Source organism: Delftia sp. NA_296.1 (assembly GCF_052692095.1).
In genome coordinates this window covers 94,236-118,204 of sequence record NZ_JBQZGF010000006.1, presented here as the reverse complement: position 1 = coordinate 118,204, position 23,969 = coordinate 94,236, and the positions used below count along the sequence as shown (strand labels likewise).

Genomic DNA, 23,969 nt, shown 5'->3' with positions numbered 1-23,969 from the left:
ACCTGCCGGCGCCGCGTCTCGATGCCTGTGTGCTGCGGCGCTATTTCGTCACATTGCCACCGGGTTTGCTAGCCTTTTTGCGCCAATGCAGCGCGGCGCTTGCCGCGCATCCTGGCCACGCGTTTACTTCTTGCTGCTTTCTGCCAGCAGGCGCTGGCATTGCGCATCTTCCTCGGCGGCCGGCACCGTCAGCGGCACCAGGGCCAGGGCCGCCGGCGCCACCACGGCGGCGGCCACGGCCGCGCCCGCGCGCAGCAGCAGCGGGCCTGGCTCCACGCCCACCTTGGGGTTGGCGAAGCTGCCGCGCACATACAGGGGCGTGCGCAGAGAGAAGAACTTCCACTTCAGCGACTCGGGCACGATGCGCAGGTCCATGGTCTCCTGCGCCAGGCTGATCTGTCCGGTGGCCTCGATGATGGCCTCGGGCGTGGCCAGCTTGACGTTGCGGGTGCGCGCAATGCCCTGCTTCACGGTCAGGTCGGCAACGGCGCAGTTGAGCTGCACTTCCTTGTCGGCGCCGAACAGCTTGGTGACGATGACGCTGCCCAGGTTCAGTGCGGCCAGGTCCAGGAGCTGCTTGCTGAAGCGGCCATCGCGCACATACAGGCGGATGTCGCCCGAGCTGGTGCCCAGCCATTCGGCAATGGACTGGCCCCGGCCCTCCAGGCCCAGCGCGCCATCCATGCTGCCCAGGCTTTTCTTCATCAGTTCGATCTCGGGGAACAGGGCCGACAGCTGCAGCCCCTGCACCTTGCCCTGGAGGCTGGCCTTGGGCGGCTTGGCGCCGCTGTCCACCACGGCCTCGATATCCAGCCGGCCCTTGGCCATGCCAAAGCGCAGCGGGGACAGGCGCAGCACGCCGTTGTCCATGACGGCATGCACGCTGAAGTCCTCGATGGGCAGGGCCTGGGGGCGCTCGATGCGGTCGCTCTTGAAGCGCACATCCATGTCCATGGCGTTCCATTTGCTGGTGTCAAAGCGCTGCGTGGGCAGGGCCTTGCCGCTGGCCGCCTGCCGGGTCTTCTGGCCCTGCTTGGTGGACGGTGCTCCCACCACCGGCCCCAGGTCGGCCAGGCGCAGCTTGCGCGAGGCCAGATCGCCGCTGAGCTTGGGGCGCGGCTTGCCCGATGCGTAGTGCAGCGTGCCGCGCAGATCGCTCTGGCCCACGCGGCCATCGAATTCCTCGTAGTCCCAGACGGCGCGCCCCGGCTCCAGGCTGCCGACCAGATGGCCATTGGTGTCGAAAGGCGGTGTGCGCGGCAGCAGCAGACCCGTCAGCGGGAACAGGTCGGCCATGCTGGAGCCGCGCAGGCGCACCTGCAGGTCCATGCCCTTGAGCGCCCTGGGATTGTCGAGAATGCCCTCGGCCCGGGCGCGCAGGCTGCCCGCATGGGCCCACAGCTTCACGGGAAAGCGTGCCTGTTCGCTTTGCAGGTCCAGCACGGGGCCGATGAGGCCCTGGGCCTCGACCGTGGCCTTGGCGATGCGGCCGGTCAGGCCGACGCGCATGCCATACGGAAAGTCTGGACTGGGCGGCTGCACAAGGCTGTCCAGACGTGCGCGCACCGCCATCTGGCGCACGCCATCGCTCCAGCCCACCAGGCCGCCGCGCAGGCTCAATTGCGCTATCTGAAAGCGCCAGCGCGGCCCTGTGGACTCGGGGCGCTTGAAGGTCCAGTTGTTGCTGCCATCCTTGCGCCGGGCAAAGACCAGGTCAGGGCCTTCCAGTTGCAGATGGTCCAGCAGCACATGCCGGCCCAGCAGCGGCCACAGCCGCAGGCTGGCCGTGGCGCGCGCGGCCGTGGCCATGGTGTCGGCGTCGCGCGGGGGTGGGGCCATTTTCTCGTCGGCCAGGACGATGCTGTCGCTGTCGATCTTGGGCGCGGAAGGGCTGGCCTGCGAGTCCTTGTCCTTGCCTTCGTCCTTGTCCTTCGCCTTTCCCTTGGGCTGTTCCTTGGCTTTCTCCTCGGGCAGGCGGCCCTTGTTCAACTGGTCGGGCGGCGCAGGCAGGGCGGGCAGCTCGGCACTGCCCTTGGCCGGCTCCTGCTCGACCTGCCAGCCTTCGGGCTGGCCCAGGGCCAGTTGCTCGGCCTCGATGGTCACGCCCGGGACCCAATGACGCCAGCCCTGGTCCAGGGGCTGGGGCCAGGTCCAGCGCAGGCGCAGGTCGCCTTCAATGGCGAAGTGGCGGCCGGTGCTTTCGCTGACGCGCTCGTTGACCCAGGGCTTGGCCCGGTTCCAGTCGAAGGTGGCGATCAGGACCACAACCGCGGCGAGCAGCAGCACCAGGGCCGACACCGTCCACAAAAGGGCGCGCAGCCAGCGGCGGCGGGCTGGGCGGTGGGGTGCTGGTGTGGCGGGGCTGTGGTTCGCTGTGTCGGTCGCTGTGTCTGTCATGGCGCAGGGGGCCGCTAAATGGGGTTCGGTCCATCCTATCGCCATGAAAACGCTTGCCAAGGCCCGGGACGCGCTGGCGGGCAGCCGGCAGGCCCGCATACAGGAGATTGACCTACAGCGCGGCCTGCGGCTGGGAAGGGGCCGTCATCACGGCGTCTCCTGGCCCTGGCGCAGCCGGGTGGATGCCAGGGCGGCCACCACCAGCAGGCCCGCCATGATGAACAGGCCGTTGCGCGTGCTGCCCGTGGCCTGTTCGATCATCCCCATCACCGTGGGGCCGATGAAGCCGCCCACCAGGCCGCAGGTATTGACCAGGGCTATGCCGCCCGCCAGCCCCGCGCCCGCCAGCCGCGAGGCGGGAAACAGGAAGACCACGGACTGCACCACGAAGAACATCAGCGCCGTCAGGCTGAAACCCAGCAGGCCCAGGGCTGGCGAGGCCTTGCCCGCCAGCGCGGCCACCAGCAGGCCGGCGGCCATGGTGACCAGGCCCGCCAGCAGCATGCGCCGGCAGCGCTGCGGGTGGGTGGCAAAGCGCGGCAGCCAGGCCGCACCGATGGCCGCTGCAATCCAGGGCACGGAATTGAGCGTGCCGATCTGCAGCGGCGAGAGCTGGCCGTAGGTGCCGATGATGCCCGGCAGGAAGAAGATCACCGTGTAGATGCTGATCTGGTGGCAGAAGTAGACAAGGATGGCCAGCCAGATCTGGCGGTCGCGCAGGCAGTCCCGGAGCGAGTGGCCCACCTGGCCGGCGCTGGCCTGCTGGTCCTGCTCGGCCTGCAGGCGTTGCAGTACCTCGCGCGATTCGGCGGCCGTCAGCCAGGGCGCGCTGGCCGGGCCGTCGGGCAGCTTCTTCCAGACCACCCAGGCCAGGGCCACGGCGGGCAGGCCCTCGATCACGAACATCCACTGCCAGCCGTGCCAGCCCAGGATGCCGTCCATCTGCAGCAGCGCGCCGCCCACGGGGCCGCTGAGGATGTTGGCAATGCACACGCCCAGCAGGAAGTAGCCGATGGCGCGGGCCCGTTCCTCGCGGCCGAACCAGTAGGTCAGGTAGAGCATCACGCCGGGGAACAGCCCCGCCTCGGCCGCGCCCAGCAGCACGCGCATCACGTAGAACGAGGTCTCTCCGGTGATGAAGGCCATGCCGGCCGACAGCAGGCCCCAGGTCACCATGATCCGTGTGATCCAGAACCGCGCGCCCACCCTGTGCATGACAAGGTTGCTGGGCACCTCCAGCAGGGCATAGCTCAGGAAGAACAACCCCGCGCCCAGGCCGTAGGCGGCCGCCGAGATGCCCAGGTCCACCGCGATGTGCGACTTGGCCAGCGCGATGTTGGTGCGGTCTATGAAGCTGATCACATAGGACAGCACCAGCAGCGGCATCAGCCTGCGGAAGATGCGGGCGTTAAGCAGCGACTGCCTGTCGCCGGCGGCAGGCTGCGGCCGTGCGGGCGGCGCGTGAACAGGGGAGGGCGATGGGTGATGGACCATGGCGAATCCTTGGAAAGATGGGTGGAGGAAAGCGGAGTCAGGCGGTGGCGGTGGAGGCGGCGTTGCCGCGCGTGCCCAGCTGCAGGGCCACGCCGCCCAGCGCGCAGCCGGCCATGACCAGGAAGCACAGGGCATAGCCGCCGGGGCTGGTCCAGCCGCCGCCCAGGGCGATCAGGCTGCCCATCAGCACGGGCGCGATGCCGCCGCCCACGAACATGGCGGTGGTGATGATTCCGTTGGCCGTGGAGGTGGCCGCGGGCTGGGCGCAGTCCGAGGCCACCGCGTAGTAGATGGGCCAGACCGCATTGGCGACCAGGCCGAACAGCAGCTGCATCACCACGACCAGGGCCATGGTGTCGGCGAAGTAGAAGGCGCCCACGCTGGCGGCCATCCACAAGCCGCAGATCACCAGGGTGACGCGGCGCCCGATCACGTCCGACAGAGCCGGCCAGACCAGCTGGCCCAGGATGCCGGTGAGCGTGAACACCACGCTCATGCCTGCCGATTCGGCCAGCGACAGGCCCATGATGTTGTAGAGGTAGGCGGGCAGCACCACGTTGATGCCCATGTAGACCACCTGCGTGAGCAGGGTGTTGCCAGCCGTCAGGGCGATGCTGCGGTTGGCCAGCGTGCTGCGCAGGGTGCGCCAGGCCTGGCCTTTTTCCACCTGCGCCGCCACGCTGGCCTGCGGCGGGGTCATGCCCCGGGCGGCGATGTCGGCATACAGCAGTTCCATCTTCTGCGGCGTGGAGTAGCGCGCCCAGAACCACATCAGCGGGATGGCGACGACCAGCGCGACAAAGAACACATAGCGCCAGTTCTCCTCGCCGAAGGCGTACAGCACAAAGCCGGCGACCAGGCCGCTGAGCATGGCGCCCACCGGATAGCCCGTGTGGTGGGCGCCCAGCGCGAAGCCGCGCCGCTCCACCGGCCACCACTCGGCGGTGTTGCTCACGCCCACGGGCTCACCCCAGCCGGCGCCCAGGTTGACGCCGACGCGCAGCGCCACGAAGCCCGCCAGGCTGCCGCTCAGCGCCTTGAAGCCCCGAGGCGAACGACAGCGCCGTATAGCCCAGCACCAGGGGCACCTGAAAGCGTGCGCGCTTCCAGCCCGCGCCGTAGCGGTCGCTCCAGATCGCGCCGGGAATGTCCAGTACGGCCAGGGCCAGCATCACGATGGTGGCCACCGTGCCCCATTCGTCGGCCGACAGGCCGAAGTGCCGGGAGATGGTCGGCCCCAGCCGCAGCACGATCTCGCGGTCGTAGGCATTCAGTACCCAGATCAGCCAGCAGACCAGCAGGGATACCCATGAATAGCGGTGGATCTGGCGCAGCGAAGCGCGCGGGGCCTGGGCCATGGCGGTCTCCCGGGCACCAGCGGTGGGTGCCGTTTCATTGTTGTGTGGATGAAGGCGCCGCTTCGCGGGGCGGGCGGCGTTGCGGTGCGAAGGCTCCGGGCCTGCATGCCCGGCTCCGCGCTCAGGCGCCGAAGCGCTGCTCGGGCAGGCCACGCACGCCCAGCCCCTTGACGGCAAACAGCGCGCCACGGGACTGGCCGTCGGCCGGGAAACGCGGCAACGGCGGCTTGCCCATGGAGGTGACGTACAGCGTGTCGAGCCCGGGCCCGCCGAACATCACGCTGGTCACCTTGCGCACCGGCATCTCTATCACCCGGTCCACCCGGCCGTCCGGCGTGTAGCGCACCAGCTGGCCCGCGTACACCAGGGCCTGCCACAGGCAGCCTTCGGCATCGACCGTGGCCCCGTCGGCCGCGCCACCACCGCTGGTGTCGACCGGGGCAAAGGTCCGGCGGCCGCTGGCATGGCCCGTGGCCGTGTCGTAGTCGTAGGCCCGGATCTCGCCGCTCCACGTGTCCGAGAAATAGAGCGTCGTGCCGTCCGGGCTCCAGCACGGGCCGTTCGAGCAGATGATGCCCTCGTCCAGCACATGCAGGCTCAGGTCCGTGTCCAGCCGGTACAGCCGCGCCGAAGGCTGCTCTTCCAGGGTGTCCATGGAGCCGAAGACGAAGCGGCCCTGCCGGTCCACCTTGCCGTCGTTGAGCCGGTTGCCGGGAAGGTGGGACTCGGGGGCGACGACCAGCTCCAGCTCGCCGCTTTCCAGGTCCAGCGTGTGCACGCCGCCGTGCAGCGCCACCAGGGCCGAGCGGCCGTCGCGGCGCAGTGCCATGGAGCCAATCTTCTGGCCGACTTCCCAGGCGCGCAGTTCCCGCCCGTCGGCCGTGCAGCGGAAGATGCGGCCGTCGAAGCTGTCTATCCAGTACAGGCGCTGCTGCCCGACGTCCCACAGCGGGCCTTCGCCCAGCGTGGTCTTGAGGTCGGCGACGATATCGATCTGCATGGGAGTCTCCTGTTCGGTGGCATGGGGGCTGGCCCGGGAAGGCGATTCAGAAGGCGACGTTGGCCGCACCCTTGAGGCCCAGCATGCTGCGCGCCTCGTCAGGCGTGGCGACGTCGATATTCAGGGCCTCGAGCACGGTGCGGATGCGGCGCACCTGCTCGGCGCTGGAGGTGGCCAGCTGCCCCGGGCCTATCCACAGAGAGTCTTCCAGCCCCACGCGCACATGCGAGCCCATGGCCGCGCCCATGGTGGCCAGCGGCAGCTGGTTGCGCCCGGCGCCCAGGATGGACCACTGGTAGTTGCTGCCCAGCAGGCGGTCGGCCGTGCGCCGCATGTGCATCAGGTCCTCCGGGTGGCCGCCGATGCCGCCCAGGATGCCGAACACCGACTGCACGAACACGGGCCCCTGCACCAGCCCCCGGTCCACGAAATGCGCCAGGTTGTGCAGGTGGCTGATGTCGTAGCACTCGAACTCGAAGCGCGTGCCCTGGGCCTGGCCCAGCCGCAGGATGCCTTCGATATCGGCAAAGGTGTTCTTGAAGACCAGGTTGCGGCTGTTTTCCAGGTGCTCGCGCTCCCAGGCGTGTTCCAGGTCCTTGAAGCGCTCCAGCATGGGGAACAGGCCGAAGTTCATCGAACCCATGTTCAGCGAGGCCAGCTCGGGCTGGAACTCGGTCACGGGCCGCATGCGCTCTGGCACCGTCATGTGCGGGCTGCCGCCCGTGGTGATGTTGACGATGGCATCGCACTCGGCACGGATCGCCTTGAGAAAGGGGCGGAACAGCTCCGGGTCCTGCGAAGGGCGCCCGTCGCGCGGATCGCGGGCATGCAGGTGCACGATGGCGGCGCCGGCCTCGGCGGCATCGATGGCGGCGCGGGCAATCTGCTCGGCCGTCACGGGCAGGTGGGGCGACATGCTGGGCGTGTGGATGGCGCCCGTGGGCGCGCAGGTGATGATGGCTTTGGTGCGGGTGGCCATGGAAGGTCCTTGCAAACGGTGAAAAGGCGAGAGGAGGGGAGGAGGAGAGGAGGAGAGGGCGCTCAGCTCAGCGCCTGTGTCAGCCCATCGACGGCCAGCTCCTGGCCCGTGACATGGCCGGCCAGCGGGCTGGCGGCAAACACGGCCATGTTGGCAATGTCGCGCGCCGTGGCCATGCGGCCCAGCGCGGCCTGGTGCGTGTAGCTGCGCGTGACGTCCTCCAGCGGCAGGCCGCGCGCCTGCGCCTTGGCGGCAATCACATCGCGGATGCGCGGGCCGTCCACGGCGCCCGGCAGGATGGCGTTCACCCGGATGCCGTCGGCGCCCAGCTCCAGCGCCAGCGACTTGGTCAGGCCGATCACCGCCCACTTGGACGCCGAATAGGCCGTGCGGCCCGGCATGCCCAGGTGGCCTGCCGCCGAAGACAGGTTGACGATGGCCGCCTGCCGGCCCTCGCGTGCCGATTGCCGGAGCCGGGGCACGGCCAGCCGCGTGCACAGGAAGGCGCCGGTGATGTTCACATCCAGCGTGCGCTGCCAGTCGGCCAGGTCCAGCGTCTCCACCGCGCCCGTGGGGCCGGCCACCCCGGCGTTGTTGACGAGGATGTCCAGGCCGCCCAACTCGTTGTCCACGGCCTTGAACAGGGCCTGCACCTGCAAGGCATCCGACACATCGGCAAGACGGCCGCTGGCGCCGGGCAGAGCGGCAGCCAGCGCATCCAGGCTGGTCTGGGCCACGTCACAGACCATGATGCGCGCGCCGGCCTCGGCAAAGGCGCGGGTGATTTCCAGGCCGATTCCGGCGGCGCCCGCCGTCACCAGGACGCGCTGGCCGGCCAGAAGATCGTTTTTCCACATGCGGGGACTCCTTGGGAACTCAAACAAAGGTGAAAGGGATTCGGGTTGGGTTTGGATTTTGTATCTGTGATCACAGATCAAATATGGTGAATACCCTATGCGCCATGACAGCGGCGGCGCCGCGCTACCATCGCCGCCATGGCCATCAACGAACTAGTCACCCCACTCAAACGGCAGACCCTCAGCAGCGATGTCTATGCACAGCTCAGGGAATTGCTGATCACGGGCCAGATGATTCCGGGCGAGCAGATCTCGCTGCGCACCACGGCCAGCGCGCTGGGCGTCAGCGTCATGCCCGTGCGCGAGGCCGTGCACCGGCTCGTGGCCGAGCAGGCGCTGGAACTCACGCCCAACCGCGCGCTGCGCGTGCCGTTGATGACGGAAGGCGCCTTCCGCGAGATCACGCGCATCCGCGTCAACCTCGAAGGCCTGGCCACGGAGCAGGCGGCCCGGCAACTGCCGGGCGCCGAGCTGGAACGCATCGCCGCACTGCAGTACCGCTTTGCGGCCGAGATGGCCAGCGCCTCGCCGGACGGCGCGCGGCTCATCGCCTTCAACAAGGATTTCCACTTCGCCGTCTACAGCGCGGCCGGCATGCCCATGCTGCTGCAGATGATCGAGGCGCTGTGGCTGCGCATAGGCCCCATCCTCAACCACGACATGCGCTCGGGCTCGCGCCGCGTGAGCGAACAGGTGGCGGTCGGCCACCATGCGCGCTTGGTCGAGGCGCTGCGGCGCGGCGATGCGCCAGCCGCCAAGGAGGCGCTGCGCGGCGACATCGAAAGCGCGGCCGACTACATCGTTTCGGCGGGCGTGCTGGTGACGGCGGACAGCGGGTTGAACGGCGTGAGTGGACTGAGCGGGCCAGCCTCGCCAGGTGAAGAAGCCCGGTGAGACGCAGAGGAATGAGGTAAGGAAGTAAGATTTCCGTGTTTTCTCTCATTTGCAGGAGCCGGCCATGCTTGCCAAATTGACGTCGAAGAACCAGATCACCCTGCCCAAGGCCGTGGTGTCCGAGGTGGAGGCCGCAGAGTATTTCGAGGTGGCCGTGGAAAACGGCCGCATCGTGCTCACGCCCGTGCACGTGCAGCGTGTCCAGCGCGCACAGGCCGTCCGCGACAAGCTGCAGCAGATGGGCATCACCGAAGAGGATGTGCAGGAGGCGACCTCCTGGGCGCGCAAATGATGCGTGTCGTCCTGGACACCAACGTCGTGCTCTCGGCATTGCTGTTCACGTCCGGCCGTCTTGCGTGGATACGCCGGGCCTGGCAGCACCAGCAGTTGAAGCCCCTGGTCTGCAGGGAAACGGCCAGCGAATTGCTGCGTGTGCTCGCCTACCCGAAGTTCAAGCTGTCAACGGCCGAGCAACAGGCCTTGCTGGAGGATTTCCTGCCCTGGGCCGATGTCGTCACACTGCCGCAGCCCTGGCCTGCATTGCCGCTGTGCCGGGACGACAAGGACCAGGTGTTCCTGGTGCTGGCGCATGTGGGCCGGGCCCAGGCGCTCATCACCGGCGACGGCGACCTTCTGGCGCTGCGAGACAGCTTTCCCGGCCTGATCGTGACGCCCGATGAGTGGGCAGCGCTGCACAAGCGCTGAGGGCAGGAATCCATGCACAACGCCCACGACCCCAAGGTTCTTCCCATACGCGACGGCGTCAGCCCCAGCTGCGTGGTGCTGCCCAGCCAGGGCGGCGGGTTGCTGATCGATTTTCTGGCCGAGCGCCTGCCGGCCGTGGCGCGCGAAGACTGGCTGCGGCGCCTGGCGCTGCGCGAGGTGGTGGACGAGCATGGCCGCGCCGCCGATGCAGGCACGGCCTTTGCGCCGGGCCTGCGTTACTACTACTACCGCGAGCTGCAGGCCGAGCCGCCCATCCCCTTCGAGGCCGAGGTCCTCCACCGCGACGCGCATCTGCTGGTGGCCGACAAGCCGCATTTCCTGCCCGTGGTGCCGGCCGGCAAGTACCTGCAGCAGACGCTGCTGGTGCGGCTCAAGCGCGAGTTCGACCTGCCCGAGCTGTCGCCCATCCACCGCATAGACCGCGACACGGCGGGTCTGGTGGTGTTTTCGGTGCAGCGCGCCACGCGCGGCATCTACCAGGCGCTGTTCCGCGACCGCGCCATCCACAAGACCTACGAGGCCGTGGCACCCTGGCGCGAGGACCTGGTTTTCCCGCGCACGCATGAAAGCCGCATGGAAGAAAGCGGGCACTTCTTCCGCATGCACGAGGTGGCCGGCGCGCCCAACACCCGCACCCACATGCAGGTGCTGGAGCAGCACGGCCGCTGGGCGCGCTACCGGCTGGAGCCCGAAAGCGGCAAGCGCCACCAGCTGCGCGTGCACATGGCCGCCCTGGGCCTGCCGCTGTGGGGCGACGGCTTCTACCCCGAAGTGCATGACATGCCCGAGGGCGACTACTCGCGTCCGCTGCAGCTGCTGGCGCGCAGCCTGGCCTTCACCGATCCTCTGGACGGCCAGTCGCGGCGCTTTGACAGCCGCCGCCAGCTGCTGCCGCTGACCGACCTGTAGAGGCTTTTCCACTGCCGGAAACCGTTGGTTTTTTGCCCATGGCCCCGCCATGGGATAGGCCGGTTGCGGACATTTAACGGACAACTTTGTCCGATAATTGTCCGCATGACTTCCAAAAGACCCAGTGCCGATATCCGCCGCGCCCAGTTGCTGGACGCGGCCGATGCCGTGTTTTCCGAGCACGGCGTGACCGCGCCGCTGGACCTGGTGGTCGAGCGCGCCGAGGTCGGCCGCGCCACGCTGTACCGGCAGTTTCCTGACCGGCGCGCGCTGATGCTGGCGCTGCTGGAACGCTCGCTGGACAACATGCGCAGCGCGGCCGAAGCCATGGCCGAGGACGACGATGCCTTCTACAAGCTGCTGTCCCGCCTGGCCGAGCGCATTGCGGTCTCGGCCCCCATCACCGATTACTGGCGCACCGTGGAGCGCGGCGACGAGGTCATCGCCCAGGCCCGCGTTGCCATGTGGCAGATCTTTCGGCCGGCCATGGACCGGGCCGTGGCCTGCGGCCATTGCCGCCAGCCGCTGACGCAGGCCGAGCTGTCCCTGGTCTTCGGCATGCTGGGCGCCTCGCTGCGCGGCGAGACGCCGCAGCAGCGCCGCACGCTGGCGCGCAAGGCGCTGCAGATCGTCTGGCAAGGCCTGAAGGCCTGACATGGCCACCACACCCACTCCACCGGGGCCCGTGCTGCCCCCGTCGCCCCCCGTCATCTACCTCAAGCCCCCGCCGGACTGGGAAGAGCATGAAAAGCCCAGCCTGCCGGGCTCGCCGTCCATGCCGCTGCACCAGCCGGCCGTGCGCGCCGCCTATGGCCTGATCGCCGTGCTGGTGGCGCTGACGGGCGGCCTGGGCAATGCACTGTTCACGGCCAACCTGCCCACCATCCAGGGCCAGATGGGGCTGACGTCTTCCGAGGCCGCCTGGCTGACCGGCGCCTACGTCATGCTCAACATGACGGCCAACCTGCTGGTCTACAAATTCCGCCAGCAGTTCGGCATGCGGCTGTTCGCCGAGATCGGCCTGGGCCTGTATGCGCTGCTGACGCTGCTGCACCTGGTGCTGGGCAGCTACACCAGCCTGCTCATGCTGCGCGCGGCCAGCGGTCTGGCGGGCGCCACCTGCAGCACGCTGGGCACGCTCTACATGCTGCAGGCTGCGCCGCGCAAGCATGTGCTGAAGATGCTGGTGATCGGCGTGGGGCTGGGGCAGATCGCCACGCCGCTGGCCTGGATCCTGTCGCCGGGCCTGCTGTTCAACAGCGAGTGGCACAACCTCTACCTGTTCGAGGCCGGCCTGGCCCTGATCTCGTTCGCGGGCGTGGTGGTGCTCAAGCTGCCGCCGGGCGTGCACATCCGCAGCTTCGAGCGGCTGGACTTCCTGACCTTCTTCCTGATGGTGCCCGGCGTGGGCCTGCTGATCGCCGTGCTGGTGCAGGGCTACAACCACTGGTGGCTGGACACGCCCTGGCTGGCCTGGATGCTGATCGGCTCCATCGTCCTGCTGAGCGTGGCGCTGTACATCGAGCACCACCGCCGCAACCCCATGCTGCAGACGCGCTGGTTCGTGCTGGCGCCCACGGTGCGCTTCGTGATCGGTGCGCTGCTGCTGCGCTTTCTGACCACCGAGCAGACCTATGGCGTGATCGGCATGCAGCGCATGCTGGGCATGACGGTGGACCAGATGCAGCCGCTGTTCATCGTCATCCTGCTGGGCACCATCGCAGGCATTGCCGTGTCGGCGCTGACCTTCGGGCTGGAGAACATGGGCAAGCAGATCGTGGGCTCCATCGTGCTGTTCGCGCTGGCGGCCTGGCTGGACCACAGCCGCACCAGCCTGGCCCGGCCCGAGGACTTCTTCGGCAGCCAGTTCCTCATGGCCGTGGGCGCGGGCCTGTTCATGGGGCCGCTGATGCTGATCGGCGTGGTGCAGGGCCTGAAGTTCGGCGCGCACTACATGCTGACGGCCATCGTCACCATCTCCATGACGCAGGCCATGGGCGCGCTCATGGGCTCGGCCCTGCTGAGCACCTACCAGATGCACCGTGAGCAGGTGTATTCGGCCGCCATCGTGGCCGATGTCGATCCCACCGACCCCATCGTGGCCGACCGCCTGCGCCTGCAGCAGCAAAGCCTGGCCCGCGTCATCGCCGACCCGGCCCTGCGTGCGGCCCAGGGCACGGCCCAGCTGGCGCAGGCCGCACGCCGCGAGGCCAATGTGCGCGCCTACAACGACGTGTTCGCGCTCACGGCCGGCGTGGCCGTGCTCTACCTGCTGTGGATGCTGGCCCTGGCCGGCCGCGCACGCCAGCGCGCCTTCGTGGAGCGCATGCGCGCCGCCGCTGCCGATGCCTCGGCCATGCGCGGCACCGATGCCGCCGCGCCGCAGGACGCGCCGGGCCAGCCGCCCACCCAACCCGTCGCCCGCGCCTGAAACCGTTCGCCCAGAGAAAAGACAACAACATGAGTGACTCCGAAAATACCAATGGCGGCACGGCCGCCTCTGCCTCGCCTGCGCCGGCTCCCGCTGCGGCGCCTTCGCCTTCACCTTCGCCATCGCCCAAGCTCATCAAGCCCTCGCTGCGCAGCGTGCTGGTGATGCTGGTGGTCGCACTGGCCGGCGTGCTGCTGGTGCTGCGTGCCTGGAACCTGTTCCCCTTCGCGGGCACCGTGGTCAGCACCGACAACGCCTATGTGCGCGGCGCCGTCACCGTGCTCGCGCCCCAGGTCAGCGGCTATGTGACCGAGGTGCTGGTGCAGGACTACGAGAACGTCAAGGCCGGCCAGCCCCTGGTGCGCATCGACGCACGCACCTACGAAGCCGCCCAGGCCCAGGCGCAGGCCCAGCTGGCCAATGCCCGCGCACAGCTGGCCAATGCCGACCAGACCCAGGCCCAGAACCGCGCCACGCTGGGCGCCAGCCGCGCCGGCCTGGCGGCGGCACAGGCCGAATCCGACCGCGCCGCAGCCGAACTGCAGCGCGTGCAGGCGCTGTCCGAGCGCGGCTCCGTCTCGCTCAACGAGCGCGACAAGGTGCGTGCCACCGCGCGCCTGGCGGCCACCAACGTGGCCAAGGCCCAGGCCGACATCGAGATCAACGCCCAGAAGATCAAGGCGACGACGGTGAACCGCGCCTCGCTCGAAGCCCAGGTCCAGATGGCCGAGGCCCAGCTGCGCCAGGCCCAGATCAACCTGGACAACACCGTGGTGCACGCGCCCGGCGATGGCCAGGTCAGCGAAGTCGGCGTGCGCCGGGGCCAGTACGTCACGGCCGGCTCCCAGCTCATGTACGTGGTGCCGCACACGCTGTGGGTGGTGGCCAACTTCAAGGAAACCCAGACCGCCCAGGTGCGCATAGGCCAGGCAGTGCGCTTCAGCGTCGATGCGCTGGGCGGCGCCCACCTCACGGGCCGCGTGCTGGAGATCGCGCCGGCCACGGGCTCGGAATTCAGCGTGCTCAAGGCCGACAACGCCACGGGCAACTTCACCAAGGTCGTGCAGCGCCTGCCGGTCAAGATCGCAATCGATCCCGACCAGGAGCTGGCCGCGCGGCTGCGCGCGGGCATGTCGGTGGTGGTGCGGCTGGATACGGCGCAGCCTGAGCCCCAACCCGCACAGCAGCCCGCACCGCAACCGGAGGCCCGCCCATGACCGCCCGCGCACTGGCCCTGGCCCTGGCCATCGCCTGCGCCACCGCGCTGGCCGGCTGCAGCGTGCCGCCGCTGAGCACCGCGCCCGAAGCGGCCCGGCCCGCCATGCCCGCCCAGTGGAGCGGGGCAGGGCAGGAGCCGGCCGCCGCCGTCCAGGCATCGTGGTGGCAGGCCTTTGGCGATCCGCTGCTCACGCGCTGGGTGGAACTGGCCCAGTCCCGCAACAACGATGTGCTGCTGGCCCTGTCGCGCGTGGATGAGGCGCGGGCCAACCTGGATGTGGCAGGCGCTGCGGGCCTGCCCCAGCTCTCGGCCACGGCCGGCGCCTCCACGGGCCGCAGCCTGGGCGCGCGGGGCCTGGCGCACACGCGCTCGGTTCAGCCCGGCCTGCAGGCCAGCTGGGAGCCTGATCTGTGGGGCCGCATCGCCCACCTGGAAAAGGCCGCCGCCCTGCGCCTGCAGGCCAGCGAGGCCGACCGCGACGCCGTGGCCCTGGCCGTGGCCGCCACCACGGCCCAGGCCTATGTGGGCCTGCGCTCGCTGCAATCGCAGCTGCAAGTGGCCCAGGCCACGGCCCGCTCGCGCGAACAGGCCCTGCGCCTGGCCGATGAGCAGGCGCGCGTCGGCTACACCTCGCAATTGCAGCTCACCCAGGCCCAGGCCGAGCTGCAATCCGTGCAGCAGGCCGTGGAGCAGCTGGAGCTGTCGCTGGCGCGCCAGCGCACGGCGCTCCTGCTGCTGGCCGGCGGCGAGGGTGACGAGCAGGCAGCCGCGCTCATGGCAACAACCGACGGCCAGTCCGCTGCGCTGGGCGCACCGCCGCCTGCGCCGGCCGCCGGCCTGCCTTCTGCCTTGCTGCAGCGCCGCCCCGACATTGCACGGGCGCAGCTGCAGCTGGCGGCCGCCGACGAAAGCCTGGCCGTGCAGCGCACCGCCTTCCTGCCCCAGGTCTCGCTGACGGCCAGCGCCGGCAGCCTGCTGGTCAACGCCCTGCAATACCACCCGGCCACGGTCTGGGCCCTGGGCGGCAGCGTGCTGGCGCCGCTGTTCACGGGCGGCCGGCTGCAGGGGCAGTTCGACGCCGTGACCGCCCAGCGCGACCAGGCCGCCTATGCCTACCGTGGCGTGGTGATCAAGGCCCTGGCCGATGTGGAAAACGCCCTGGTCGGCACCCAGCGCCTGCAGTCGCAGTGGCAGCACGCCAGCGAGCGCGAGGCCGTGCTGCAGCGCTCCCTGGGCTTTGCCAAGGACCGCTACGAGGCCGGCTACGCCAGCTACCTGGAAGAGCTGGACGCCCAGCGCAATCTCTTCCAGGCGCAGCAGGAGGTGATACGCCTGCGCCAGAGCCAGCTGGAAAACGCCATTGCGCTGTACCAGGCGCTGGGGGGCGGCTGGCAGGCCGACGCTGCACCTGTCGCCAGCCCCACCCGCTGATCAGACCTTCTCGATGCGCGCAGGCAGGCCCTGGCGCACCGTGGCGCCAGACACCCAGTCCACCCACACGTTTTTGCAGCCGGGCCGCGTGGGATCGGCAAAGCCCAGGTCATTGAGGTTCACGCCATTGGCATGCTCGGCGTTCACCGGCATGGGCTGGCCGTCAATGCTGTGGCGGCCTGCGCCCAGTTCGCGGTGGCCGTAGCCGTGCTCGATGGCCACGGTGCCCGGCATCACGCCGTCGCGCACCATGGCCACGGCCGTCACCGCGCCGCCCGGCGTGCGGATGCGCACCGTGTCGCCGTTGGCGATGCCCAGCCGCTCGGCGTCATCGCGGTGCAGGGACACCGGGTTGTGCGGATGCACCTGGCGCAGCCGCGAGACGGCAATCGACATGGAACTCATCAGGTTGGACTTGTACGAGGTCAGCAGCAGCGGCCATTGCTGCTCGCCGAAATGCGTGCGCATGGCGCTGCCGTCGGCCAGCCGCGCCGGATACCAGGTGGGGCAGCCGCTGTAGCGCTCGCCCGTCATGGCGTGGCGCATGCGGGCCAGCTCCTCGCTCCACACTTGCAGGGCAGGCGCGTGGGCCTTGCGGGTGTGGCCGTCCTTCCAGGCGTCCTCGATGCGGTCGAAGCGCCCGCCGCGCGTCAGCAGCATGGCCACCTGGCGCCATTCATCGTCCTTCAGGCGCTGGCGCAGCGCGGGCACCAGCCTGTCCACGCCGGTGATGGCGATGTCGTCATCGCTGGCCGCCGGCACGGGCTTGCCACCTGCCCAGGCCACGTTGGCCAGGGCGTGGATGAAGAAGTCCTCGGCCGAGCGCAGCGCATGGGGCTGGCCCTGGGCGTCCTTGATGGCGGCCTCGCCAAAGCCCGGCAGGCCCAGCCGTTCTGCCACGGCAAAGAGGAAGCTCTCCACATTCACGGGCTGGCCGCCGGCCGTGCGCGCCACGGCGGGCTGCACCACGGGCCAGCGCACGGTGGAGCTTTTGGCCACCACGTCGGCCCAGGGCGCCGAGATGCCCCAGCTCTCGTAGGTCACGGTATCGGGCACGATGAAATCGGCCAGCGCGCTGGTCTCGTTGATGAAGGGATCGATGGAGACGATCAGCGGCAGCTTCTTCGGGTCCTTGAGATCGTCCACCAGCGCATTGCGAAAGCCCGCAATGCCGTAGACGGGGTTGCTCATGTGGTTGATCCAGGCTTTGGCGCGATAGGGGTAGCCGGCCAGCGCACTGGCCAGCATCTCGCTGGACAGGCCGCCCACGGCCGGGTACCACGGGGCCTGGGCGGCGGGGTAGTCCTTCGCGCCCTCGGGCTGGCCCTCGCGCTTGCGCTGGAATTCCGCGCTTTTCTCGTAGGGCTGGCGGTGGCGTGACAGCGCCAGGCCGCGCGGCTTGACCTTGCCGTCGAAGTTGGCGAAGTCGTAGCGCGGGCCCGGGCCGAAGGGGCCGAACGGGCCGGCATCCAGCACCAGGCCGCCCTGCACGTTGAGGTTGCCCACCAGGGTGTTGAGCATGCTGATGGCGTAGGCGGTGTAGAAGCCCGCGCCGCTCATGGTGCCGCCATGCGCATCGGCCACGGCGCGCTTGCCATGGCTGGTGAACTCGCGCGCCAGCGCCTCGATCTCGCCGCGCGCCACGCCGCACAGCGCCGCGTATTCGTCCAGTGTCTTGAGGCTGGCCTGCTCATGCAGCTTGGCCAGCGAGGAGCAGACCGACAGCTCGGGGGCCTGGTCCGCGCCTTCGGCCTTCATGCCGGGCACGGCCACGCGGGTGCGCACCATCAGCTGTGCAGGCTCGGCCTGGATGTGCGGCGCCAGGCTGCCATCGGCACGCTGCACCACGAACACATCCTGGGCCGGCTTGCCGTCTTCTGCTGGCGCGGGCAGGGCCCAGCCCAGGTCGGCGCCGCGCAGAAAGCTGCCATGGCGCGGGTGGCCGGGCTCGTTGACCAGCAGGTGCGTGGCATTGCTCCAGGACGCCTCGCCCGCCGCCTGCATGGCGGCCGGGCCGGGCTGGGCGAGAAAGCCCGTGTCATGGCGCGCCTCGTCCAGGATGACGCGGATCAGCGCCATGGCCAGGGCCAGGTCGCTGGCCGGCTTGACGGCCAGCCAGCGGTTGCCGCTGCCCGCAGCCAGGCTGGACGAGGTCGGCAGCACGGGCGAGACCACCACGTAGCGGAAACGGTTGTCCTCGCGCGAGCGGGCCTCGGCCAGTTCGCGGCCCTGGCGCTGGAAGGGGTTGCCGGACTGCGCGGGTGCCGCGCCGATGAACAGGCCGAAGCTGGCATGGCTCCAGTCCGGCTTGCCGTGCGGCATGCCGGGCAGGTCGCCCAGGGCCGCTGCCGCGCCCACGCGAAAGCTCTGGCCGCAGTAGGCGCCGTGGTTGCTGACGTTCACGGTGCCGAAGGACGGCCCCGCAAAGCGGCGCAGCAGCTGGGCGCGGCCTTCGTTGGAGGCGTCGGTCACCAGCAACTGGTTGGAGCGCGGACCGAACTCGGGGTTGTCGGCGTCCAGCGGCGTCCTGGTGTCCCAGATGGCGCGCAGGCCCTCGACCTGGCCTTCGCCGAACAGATCGCCGCCCTCGCAGACTTCCTGCACCAGCTGCTCGAAGGAAATGCTCTGCCAGCGACCGCTGCCGCGCGGGCCCACGCGCTTGAGCGGGGTGAGCACGCGGTGCGGCGCACTCTGGTGCTCCAGCATGGACGAGCCGCGCGCGCAGGCCGTGGCCCGGCCCTCCAGGCCCAGCTCCTTGCCCAGTTTGGCGTAGACCTCGCGCACGGGTTCTTCCATGGCGGCCGGGCGCGTGGTGGCCAGCGGGTGGTAGGGGTTGCCTGCCACGCGCAGGATGCGGTTGCTGGCGGTATCGACACGCACGCGCACGCCGCACTGCGTCCAGCAGCCCAGGCAGCTGGAGGGGCTGACCACCTGGCCGGGCTGGGTGGCGAGCGCGCCCGTGGCCGGGTCGATGCGGAACTCCGGCGTCAGCGAATTGCCGCGCGTGGCGCTGGCCGTGGGCGTACCCGAGGTGCCTGCGACCAGGCCCTTGGCACCGCGCGCCAGTGTTTCACCGTAGCCGGCCGCAAAGGCGGCCAGCCCACCGGCGGTGAGTCCGCCGCGCAGCAGCAGGCGGCGGCGGGCGGCCTCGGCATCCAGGGAATCTTCGGGAGCTTGGGGGAGTTTCTTCTTGTCGGTCATGAAAGGCTTTCTGTGGCGCGGCCGGCCGGTGGCAGGCCGCGCTCCGTGAATGGGTGAGGGGTCGTTTGGGCGGCGTTGTCAGAGGGCGCGGGCCGTGGCCGAACGCGCGGGAAACAGCTCCAGCGCCCAGGTGGCCAGCGTCACCAGTGCAATGCACAGGCCGGCCACGCCCAGCATGCCCAGCAGGCCGTCGCCGCCCAGCGGCATGTGGTAGATGTACAGGCCCGCGCCGTACTTGGGCACGCCTTGCACGCCCATGAACAGCGCCCAGCGGAAGGCCCAGGCCGCGGCGGCCAGGCCCAGCCCCAGGGCCAGCGTGTAGCGCGGGCAGGCCATGCGCTGCCCACCCCGCACCAGGGCCCACAGCAGGGCGGCACCGGCCACGGCCGAGCCCAGCATGCTCAGGCGCCAGACCGGAAACTGCTGCCACAGCTGCAGCGCCGCCTGGAAGGAGCGGCCCTGGCCCAGCCAGCCGGCAACGGCCCAGACCGCCACCATGGCCAGCAGGCACAGCGCCAGCGCCAGGCCCAGCACGCGCAGGGCTTGCAGGGCGCCGGCATCGGGGCGGTGGCGGGCGGGCAGAAAGCGCGCCGTCACCAGCATGCAGCCCACCGTGGCCAGCCAGCCCGTGAGCGCCAGGTTCAGCGGCACCCACAGCGTGTTCCACAGCGGGCGCGAGCGCACGGCCATCAGCTCGGCGCCGGTATAGGCGGTGATGGTCAGCGCCGACACGGCCAGCAGCGGCGCCAGCCAGCGCAGCCACTGCGGCCGGCCCAGCCACCAGGCCAGCACGAAGGCCAGCGCCAGCCCCACGAAGACCGGCAGCAGCAGCGCGCCCACCGACATCCACGACCACGGCGTGAAGTGCGCATAGAAATGCCAGAAGCGCGCAGGCTGGTGCAGGTCGGCCAGCAGCGACACGGGTGCGGCGATGGCGCTGACGGCCAGCACCAGCACGGCGGCCGGCAGCAGGCGCGCCATGGCGCTGCCGCGCGGCGCCCAGGCGCAGGCGGCGGCCAGCAGGGCGGCGCCCGTGGCAATGCCGGCCAGGAAGAAGTACTGCACGGCCCAGGGCAGCCAGGCCGATTCGTAGGCGGGGGTCAGGAGTTCGACGATGTGCATGGGGTGCTCCTTGCGTTCAGTGGGAAGTGACCAGCCGCACGCTGGCCTGCCCGTCCACGCCGTCGACGAAGGCGTCGGGCAATCCCAGGTAGTACACATGCGGGTCCGTGCCCATGGCGGGCTTGAGCACCTTGAGGTCCTTGGCGTGCTCGCGCATGCGCTGGCGGATCTCGCTGCCCTCGTCGTTGAGGTCGCCGATCACGCGGGCGCCGCCCACGCAGCTTTCCACGCAGGCCGGCAGCAGGCCGGCTTCCAGGCGGTGCTCGCAGAAGGTGCACTTGTCGGCGGTCTGCGTCTCGTGGTTGATGAAGCGTGCGTCATAGGGGCAGGCCTGCACGCAGTAGCCGCAGCCCACGCAGCGCTCGTTGTCCACCAGCACGATGCCGTCGCTGCGCTGGAAGGTGGCCTGCACCGGGCAGACCGGCACGCAGGGCGGGTTGTCGCAGTGGTTGCACAGGCGCGGCAGGTTGAGCATGGCCGGCGGCAGGTCCTCGTTGCCCGCGTGCTGCACCTCGTACTGCAGCACCGTGGTGCGGAACTGGCCCAGCGGCGGCAGGTTCTCCATGGAGCAGCTCACCGTGCAGGCCTGGCAGCCTATGCAGCGGCGCAGGTCCACCAGCATGCCGTAGCGCCTGCCGGCCTCGCCGGGGCGGCGCGGTGGTTGAAAACCTGGGGTGCCGGGCGTGGCCGCCGCCACGGGCAGGGCCACGGCCGCCATGGCAGCGGCCAGCAGGTCCTGCAGGAAGCCGCGCTTTCCTGCGGCGGGCTGTGCATGGGCGGCGGTGCGGGCGGGGATGTCCTGGGAGGAGGGCTTGCAGCTGCAGTCGTTGCAGCCGCTGCCGGCGCGGGATGTTTTTGGCATGGCCTGTCTTTCATCGTCCTGCGGCCACGGATCGTGGTCGCTCAAACTCAATAAAGCATTAAAAATATGCTTTTTATATTGAATTTAATATATGAAATTCAGGGCCTTGGCGGCTTGATGTGAGTCAAGCAATGGGCTTTCCAAGTGCCTGCTGAGTGCCTGCCGAGTGCTTGCAAAGTGCCATCGGCTGCCTGCCATGGACAGGCGCCCAAGGCAGTCCATAGCGTGTGGCGCAGGGATTAAGACGGGGTTAACAGGGTGACTGCATTCCTCGGGAATGCGGGGCGCGTATCGGAAATCACCCTCTTGTTTCCGTGCGCGGCCCCGGTCTACGCTGCTTGTGTCGCCACTGCCAAGGAGTTCTCCATGAACCATGCCCTGAACAGCCTTGCTTCGGAACTGGACCTTGCCGCCGAAGCCGGCGAGCACCTGAGGCTGCAATTCACACAGGCCTGCGTGGACCGCATCGCGCACCTGCTGGAAGACCCGGACGTCATCCGCTGCGCACAAGGCCTTCGCCGCTACTTGGACGGCCAGATCGACAGGCAGGAACTGGACCGCCTGGCCCGCGAGGCTGCCAGCCTGGCCAACCACCACCAGGGATCACGCTCCCTCGACGGCTGCGGCCATGCCGCCGTGTCCGCCACCTATGCCACGGCCCATGGGCTGGCGGGCCGGGCGCTGCAGGCGGCCGACTATGCGGCCTACGCCATGGTCTATGGCGAGGGCGGCCACGGCGCCGTCACGGACCGCGAATCGTTCGAGCCTGAATACCAATGGCAGGCGCGCTGCCTGGCCTCGCTGGCGCAGGCCGCTCAGCAGCGCACGTAGCACCAGGCCGACTGCTGCAGCAGGGCCAGTGACTCGATCCCGCCCTGCGGCAGCACGCGCATGCCGGCAGGCGCCTCGCGGCCCAGCTTCTTGAGCGTGTTCGGGCAGACCAGCGCATGGGCCAGGGCGGCCGCATCCAGATGCTGCGGCGTGCCCGGCGCGGCGTCCAGCAGTGCCTCGACGGCCGGGCCGTTGATGACGATGCGGACCTCGGCACTGGGCCGGTCCTGGCGCAGGTTGGCCAGATTGCTGCGTGCACGGGCCAGGGCGCCGGGTGTGGGCGCATGCAGCACGATGCGCAGCGGCGGCGCATCCGGCCTGGCGGGGAACAGGTCGCTCCAGTCGCTGGAGGATGTGGAAGCGGCGGGAGAGCGGCTTGCGCTCATGGTCGTCCTCGTCATTTCCTGCCACGCGACCCCATGACCTCTTCCAGCAGGCCCGGCGGCAGGCCGGTGCGTACCTGCACCACTCCCTTGTCATCCTTCCAGACCAGGGCCGGCGTGGCACGCAGGCCCCAGGTGGACATCAGCGAGGCATGGTTGGCCAGCACCTGCCGCGTGGCCTGCGGCACCGGGGCCAGCGGCGTGGCGCCCGCGCCTTCTGCGCTGGCGCGGCCGGCCTTGGCATAGGCGCGTGCGTGCTCGGCCAGGGCCTGCTCTGGCTGCCGCGCTGTCAGCAAGGCGGCGGCCTTGCCCTCGCTGCTGGGCTTGAGGATGCCCACCAGAATGTGGCGCAACTGCACCTGGCCACTTTCCACCCAGGGCCGGGCATCGTTCCACAGCTGGTTGCAATAGGGGCAGTTGGGGTCGGTGAACACATAGACCGTGCGCGGCGCGTCGGCGCGGCCATCCGGTATGGACTGGGCGCGCTGCACATCGCTCCACAGCTGCTCGCCCATGGGCTTTTGCACGGCGGCCTGCAGGGCCTGGGCGTTCACGTCGCGGCCCTGGGCGTCGATCACCGTGCCCAGCACCCAGTGCTTGCCGTCAGGCATGCGGTAGATGGGCACGGGCTGGCGGTCGCGGTAGGCGGCCCAGGCCTTGAGTCCGCCCACGGCCGGCAGCGGTCCCACCAGGGTCAGTCCCTGCTGGGCCAGGAAATCCTCCGATGGCAGCTCGGACGCCGCAGCCGGCAGGGCCAAGGCTGCCGACAGGGCCAGGGCTCCTGCCAGTGCAGGCAGGGGGAACAGGGGGGAAGCGCTCATGAACATTCCTTCAGATGCTGGGCCAGGCTGGCGCGCGACAGCTCGCCCATGCGCATGCCGCACAGCCGGCCGTCGGCGCCATAGAAATAGGTGGAAGGCAGGCCCCGCTGGCGCCAGTGCCGGCCGGCCTGCTGCTGCGGGTCGAACAGCACCTGGGCCAGCGGCAGCGGGGCTGCTGCCTGCTCGCGCTGCAAATAGCCCATCACGGTCTCGGCTGGCTCGCCCTGGTTGATCCAGATGAAGCGCACATCGGGCCGCTGCTGCTGGGCCTGGGCCAGCACCGGCATCTCGCGCCGGCAGGGCGGGCACCAGGTGGCCCAGAGGTTGATGACCATGGGCTTGCCATCGGCCTGCTGCAACTGCTGCAGCGAGACCGGCTGCGCCTGCCCGTTGACCAGGGTGAAGGCCGGCAGGGCAGGTGCATCTGCGGAGGGCAGCGCCTGCAGCAAGCTGCCCAGCACCAGCAGGGCCGCCCCCGCGCCCAGCGCCAGCCCTGTGGCGCGGCGCAGCACCGGGGAGCGGCGGCTGCGCCACAGCATGTACAGCAGCGCGGCCAGCAGGCCGGCCCACAGGTTCCATCCCCCGTCGCGGATATCGACGACACGGCCTGCGAAGGCCGGCATCCCGCTCCAATCCCAGGGGGCCGGCGCGTACTCTGTCCACCACTGCGCGACATAGGCCAGGCGCGCCGCCAGCAGGCCGGCCAGGGTGCTTTGCCACAGCAGCGCATCCACGGCCTGGCCCGTGCGCCTTTCATTCCTGCGCGCCAGCCACTGCGCCAGCAGCCAGGCCAGCATGGCCACCACCACGCCCATCGGCAGGACCAGCGGCCCCAGCGCCAGGCTGGCAGGCAGGTGCAGCCAGGCGCCCAGCGCCGATAGCGCTGACGGCCCGCCAGGCTCTGCCGCTCCGGCAAGAACAGGCGAAGGCGCCAGCAGCAGGCCGGCAAGCAAGGGCAGGAAGGACGAAAGAAGAGGGGATGACCGGAGATGCATGGGCAAGGAGTTTCAGCCATGCAGGCTGACAGGTCGTGGATGCTGGCAGCGGGGAATTA

Annotated in this window: 22 protein-coding genes; 9 read left to right on the top strand and 13 right to left on the bottom strand. The window is 69.8% G+C overall.

Features of this window, described 5'->3' with window-relative positions; all coding sequences use genetic code 11:
• Positions 1-123 precede the first annotated feature (123 nt).
• From ACUTR7_RS16520 to ACUTR7_RS16490, 7 genes are all read right to left on the bottom strand, one after another.
• Positions 124-2,397: an AsmA family protein gene (locus ACUTR7_RS16520; RefSeq protein ID WP_445609307.1), complete on the bottom strand. Its 2,274-nt coding sequence runs from the start codon at positions 2,395-2,397 to the stop codon at positions 124-126.
• A gap of 147 nt (positions 2,398-2,544) precedes the next feature.
• Positions 2,545-3,891 (bottom strand): MFS transporter, encoded by a 1,347-nt coding sequence (locus ACUTR7_RS16515; RefSeq protein WP_445609306.1) that lies wholly within the window; start codon positions 3,889-3,891, stop codon positions 2,545-2,547.
• Positions 3,892-3,928: 37 nt separating this feature from the next.
• Positions 3,929-4,900, bottom strand: a complete 972-nt coding sequence (locus ACUTR7_RS16510; protein ID WP_445609305.1) for an MFS transporter — start codon at positions 4,898-4,900, stop codon at positions 3,929-3,931.
• A complete protein-coding gene (locus tag ACUTR7_RS16505; protein WP_445609304.1) occupies positions 4,857-5,249 on the bottom strand; it encodes a hypothetical protein in 393 nt (130 codons plus the stop codon). The genes ACUTR7_RS16510 and ACUTR7_RS16505 overlap by 44 nt, the downstream gene beginning before the upstream one ends.
• A gap of 121 nt (positions 5,250-5,370) precedes the next feature.
• Positions 5,371-6,249 carry an SMP-30/gluconolactonase/LRE family protein gene (locus ACUTR7_RS16500; protein WP_445609303.1) on the bottom strand — a complete coding sequence of 293 codons (879 nt, stop codon included), beginning with the start codon at positions 6,247-6,249 and terminating at the stop codon, positions 5,371-5,373.
• Between the two features lie 46 nt (positions 6,250-6,295).
• Complete coding sequence (locus tag ACUTR7_RS16495; RefSeq protein ID WP_445609302.1) at positions 6,296-7,228, bottom strand: 3-keto-5-aminohexanoate cleavage protein; 933 nt, start codon at positions 7,226-7,228, stop codon at positions 6,296-6,298.
• Positions 7,229-7,290: 62 nt separating this feature from the next.
• The gene (locus tag ACUTR7_RS16490; protein ID WP_445609301.1) at positions 7,291-8,085 is read right to left on the bottom strand and encodes an SDR family oxidoreductase; all 795 of its coding nucleotides are present in this window, start codon (positions 8,083-8,085) and stop codon (positions 7,291-7,293) included.
• A 138-nt stretch (positions 8,086-8,223) separates the two neighbouring features.
• Between ACUTR7_RS16490 and ACUTR7_RS16485 the strand changes: the two genes are divergently transcribed.
• The 8 genes from ACUTR7_RS16485 to ACUTR7_RS16450 all read left to right on the top strand — a co-directional run bounded on the left by ACUTR7_RS16485 (position 8,224) and on the right by ACUTR7_RS16450 (position 15,695).
• Positions 8,224-8,979, top strand: a complete 756-nt coding sequence (locus ACUTR7_RS16485; protein ID WP_445609300.1) for a GntR family transcriptional regulator — start codon at positions 8,224-8,226, stop codon at positions 8,977-8,979.
• Between the two features lie 64 nt (positions 8,980-9,043).
• Positions 9,044-9,271: an AbrB/MazE/SpoVT family DNA-binding domain-containing protein gene (locus ACUTR7_RS16480; protein ID WP_012206056.1), complete on the top strand. Its 228-nt coding sequence runs from the start codon at positions 9,044-9,046 to the stop codon at positions 9,269-9,271.
• Positions 9,268-9,684, top strand: a complete 417-nt coding sequence (locus ACUTR7_RS16475) for a putative toxin-antitoxin system toxin component, PIN family (protein ID WP_012206055.1) — start codon at positions 9,268-9,270, stop codon at positions 9,682-9,684. Before ACUTR7_RS16480 ends, ACUTR7_RS16475 begins: the two co-directional genes overlap by 4 nt.
• Before the next feature lie 12 nt (positions 9,685-9,696).
• On the top strand, positions 9,697-10,614 hold the full coding sequence (locus ACUTR7_RS16470) for a pseudouridine synthase (RefSeq protein ID WP_445609299.1): 918 nt from the start codon (positions 9,697-9,699) through the stop codon (positions 10,612-10,614).
• A 105-nt stretch (positions 10,615-10,719) separates the two neighbouring features.
• Complete coding sequence (locus ACUTR7_RS16465) at positions 10,720-11,268, top strand: TetR/AcrR family transcriptional regulator (protein ID WP_034394679.1); 549 nt, start codon at positions 10,720-10,722, stop codon at positions 11,266-11,268.
• A gap of 1 nt (position 11,269) precedes the next feature.
• A complete protein-coding gene (locus ACUTR7_RS16460) occupies positions 11,270-13,045 on the top strand; it encodes an MFS transporter (RefSeq protein ID WP_445609298.1) in 1,776 nt (591 codons plus the stop codon).
• Between the two features lie 29 nt (positions 13,046-13,074).
• Complete coding sequence (locus ACUTR7_RS16455) at positions 13,075-14,262, top strand: HlyD family secretion protein (RefSeq protein ID WP_445609297.1); 1,188 nt, start codon at positions 13,075-13,077, stop codon at positions 14,260-14,262.
• Positions 14,259-15,695, top strand: coding sequence for an efflux transporter outer membrane subunit (locus ACUTR7_RS16450; protein ID WP_313235557.1), 1,437 nt, complete (start codon positions 14,259-14,261; stop codon positions 15,693-15,695). Before ACUTR7_RS16455 ends, ACUTR7_RS16450 begins: the two co-directional genes overlap by 4 nt.
• Here ACUTR7_RS16450 and ACUTR7_RS16445 read toward each other — a convergent pair whose 3' ends face one another.
• The 3 genes from ACUTR7_RS16445 to dsrO form a co-directional block, all read right to left on the bottom strand.
• The gene (locus ACUTR7_RS16445; protein ID WP_445609296.1) at positions 15,696-18,896 is read right to left on the bottom strand and encodes a tetrathionate reductase subunit A; all 3,201 of its coding nucleotides are present in this window, start codon (positions 18,894-18,896) and stop codon (positions 15,696-15,698) included.
• A gap of 78 nt (positions 18,897-18,974) precedes the next feature.
• Positions 18,975-20,018 (bottom strand): NrfD/PsrC family molybdoenzyme membrane anchor subunit, encoded by a 1,044-nt coding sequence (gene nrfD / locus ACUTR7_RS16440; protein WP_097202135.1) that lies wholly within the window; start codon positions 20,016-20,018, stop codon positions 18,975-18,977.
• A gap of 16 nt (positions 20,019-20,034) precedes the next feature.
• The gene (dsrO, locus tag ACUTR7_RS16435; protein WP_063325938.1) at positions 20,035-20,880 is read right to left on the bottom strand and encodes a sulfate reduction electron transfer complex DsrMKJOP subunit DsrO; all 846 of its coding nucleotides are present in this window, start codon (positions 20,878-20,880) and stop codon (positions 20,035-20,037) included.
• 366 nt (positions 20,881-21,246) lie between these two features.
• Here dsrO and ACUTR7_RS16430 point away from each other — a divergent pair, with 366 nt between their 5' ends.
• Positions 21,247-21,711, top strand: a complete 465-nt coding sequence (locus ACUTR7_RS16430; RefSeq protein WP_012206046.1) for a hypothetical protein — start codon at positions 21,247-21,249, stop codon at positions 21,709-21,711.
• Here ACUTR7_RS16430 and ACUTR7_RS16425 read toward each other — a convergent pair.
• The 3 genes from ACUTR7_RS16425 to ACUTR7_RS16415 are packed head-to-tail and all read right to left on the bottom strand — an operon-like array spanning position 21,696 to position 23,910.
• Positions 21,696-22,097 carry a DsrE family protein gene (locus ACUTR7_RS16425; protein ID WP_445609295.1) on the bottom strand — a complete coding sequence of 134 codons (402 nt, stop codon included), beginning with the start codon at positions 22,095-22,097 and terminating at the stop codon, positions 21,696-21,698. The two genes, ACUTR7_RS16430 and ACUTR7_RS16425, sit on opposite strands and share 16 nt — an antisense overlap.
• An 11-nt stretch (positions 22,098-22,108) precedes the next feature.
• Positions 22,109-22,915 carry a thiol:disulfide interchange protein DsbG gene (gene dsbG / locus ACUTR7_RS16420; RefSeq protein WP_445609294.1) on the bottom strand — a complete coding sequence of 269 codons (807 nt, stop codon included), beginning with the start codon at positions 22,913-22,915 and terminating at the stop codon, positions 22,109-22,111.
• Positions 22,912-23,910, bottom strand: a complete 999-nt coding sequence (locus ACUTR7_RS16415) for a TlpA family protein disulfide reductase (protein WP_445609293.1) — start codon at positions 23,908-23,910, stop codon at positions 22,912-22,914. Before ACUTR7_RS16415 ends, dsbG begins: the two co-directional genes overlap by 4 nt.
• Positions 23,911-23,969: the final 59 nt, after the last annotated feature.

Bases quoted from the DNA above. Each gene is read 5' to 3' on its own strand.
- dsbG (WP_445609294.1), bottom strand. From the start codon at position 22,915: ATGAGCGCTTCCCCCCTGTTCCCCCTGCCTGCACTGGCAGGAGCCCTG.
- ACUTR7_RS16500 (WP_445609303.1), bottom strand. From the start codon at position 6,249: ATGCAGATCGATATCGTCGCCGACCTCAAGACCACGCTGGGCGAAGGC.
- ACUTR7_RS16505 (WP_445609304.1), bottom strand. From the start codon at position 5,249: ATGGCCCAGGCCCCGCGCGCTTCGCTGCGCCAGATCCACCGCTATTCA.
- ACUTR7_RS16415 (WP_445609293.1), bottom strand. From the start codon at position 23,910: ATGCATCTCCGGTCATCCCCTCTTCTTTCGTCCTTCCTGCCCTTGCTT.
- dsrO (WP_063325938.1), bottom strand. From the start codon at position 20,880: ATGCCAAAAACATCCCGCGCCGGCAGCGGCTGCAACGACTGCAGCTGC.
- ACUTR7_RS16495 (WP_445609302.1), bottom strand. From the start codon at position 7,228: ATGGCCACCCGCACCAAAGCCATCATCACCTGCGCGCCCACGGGCGCC.
- ACUTR7_RS16515 (WP_445609306.1), bottom strand. From the start codon at position 3,891: ATGGTCCATCACCCATCGCCCTCCCCTGTTCACGCGCCGCCCGCACGG.
- ACUTR7_RS16475 (WP_012206055.1), top strand. From the start codon at position 9,268: ATGATGCGTGTCGTCCTGGACACCAACGTCGTGCTCTCGGCATTGCTG.
- ACUTR7_RS16490 (WP_445609301.1), bottom strand. From the start codon at position 8,085: ATGTGGAAAAACGATCTTCTGGCCGGCCAGCGCGTCCTGGTGACGGCG.
- ACUTR7_RS16445 (WP_445609296.1), bottom strand. From the start codon at position 18,896: ATGACCGACAAGAAGAAACTCCCCCAAGCTCCCGAAGATTCCCTGGAT.
- ACUTR7_RS16480 (WP_012206056.1), top strand. From the start codon at position 9,044: ATGCTTGCCAAATTGACGTCGAAGAACCAGATCACCCTGCCCAAGGCC.
- ACUTR7_RS16430 (WP_012206046.1), top strand. From the start codon at position 21,247: ATGAACCATGCCCTGAACAGCCTTGCTTCGGAACTGGACCTTGCCGCC.
- ACUTR7_RS16470 (WP_445609299.1), top strand. From the start codon at position 9,697: ATGCACAACGCCCACGACCCCAAGGTTCTTCCCATACGCGACGGCGTC.
- ACUTR7_RS16450 (WP_313235557.1), top strand. From the start codon at position 14,259: ATGACCGCCCGCGCACTGGCCCTGGCCCTGGCCATCGCCTGCGCCACC.
- ACUTR7_RS16455 (WP_445609297.1), top strand. From the start codon at position 13,075: ATGAGTGACTCCGAAAATACCAATGGCGGCACGGCCGCCTCTGCCTCG.
- ACUTR7_RS16425 (WP_445609295.1), bottom strand. From the start codon at position 22,097: ATGAGCGCAAGCCGCTCTCCCGCCGCTTCCACATCCTCCAGCGACTGG.
- ACUTR7_RS16460 (WP_445609298.1), top strand. From the start codon at position 11,270: ATGGCCACCACACCCACTCCACCGGGGCCCGTGCTGCCCCCGTCGCCC.
- ACUTR7_RS16465 (WP_034394679.1), top strand. From the start codon at position 10,720: ATGACTTCCAAAAGACCCAGTGCCGATATCCGCCGCGCCCAGTTGCTG.
- nrfD (WP_097202135.1), bottom strand. From the start codon at position 20,018: ATGCACATCGTCGAACTCCTGACCCCCGCCTACGAATCGGCCTGGCTG.
- ACUTR7_RS16485 (WP_445609300.1), top strand. From the start codon at position 8,224: ATGGCCATCAACGAACTAGTCACCCCACTCAAACGGCAGACCCTCAGC.
- ACUTR7_RS16520 (WP_445609307.1), bottom strand. From the start codon at position 2,397: ATGACAGACACAGCGACCGACACAGCGAACCACAGCCCCGCCACACCA.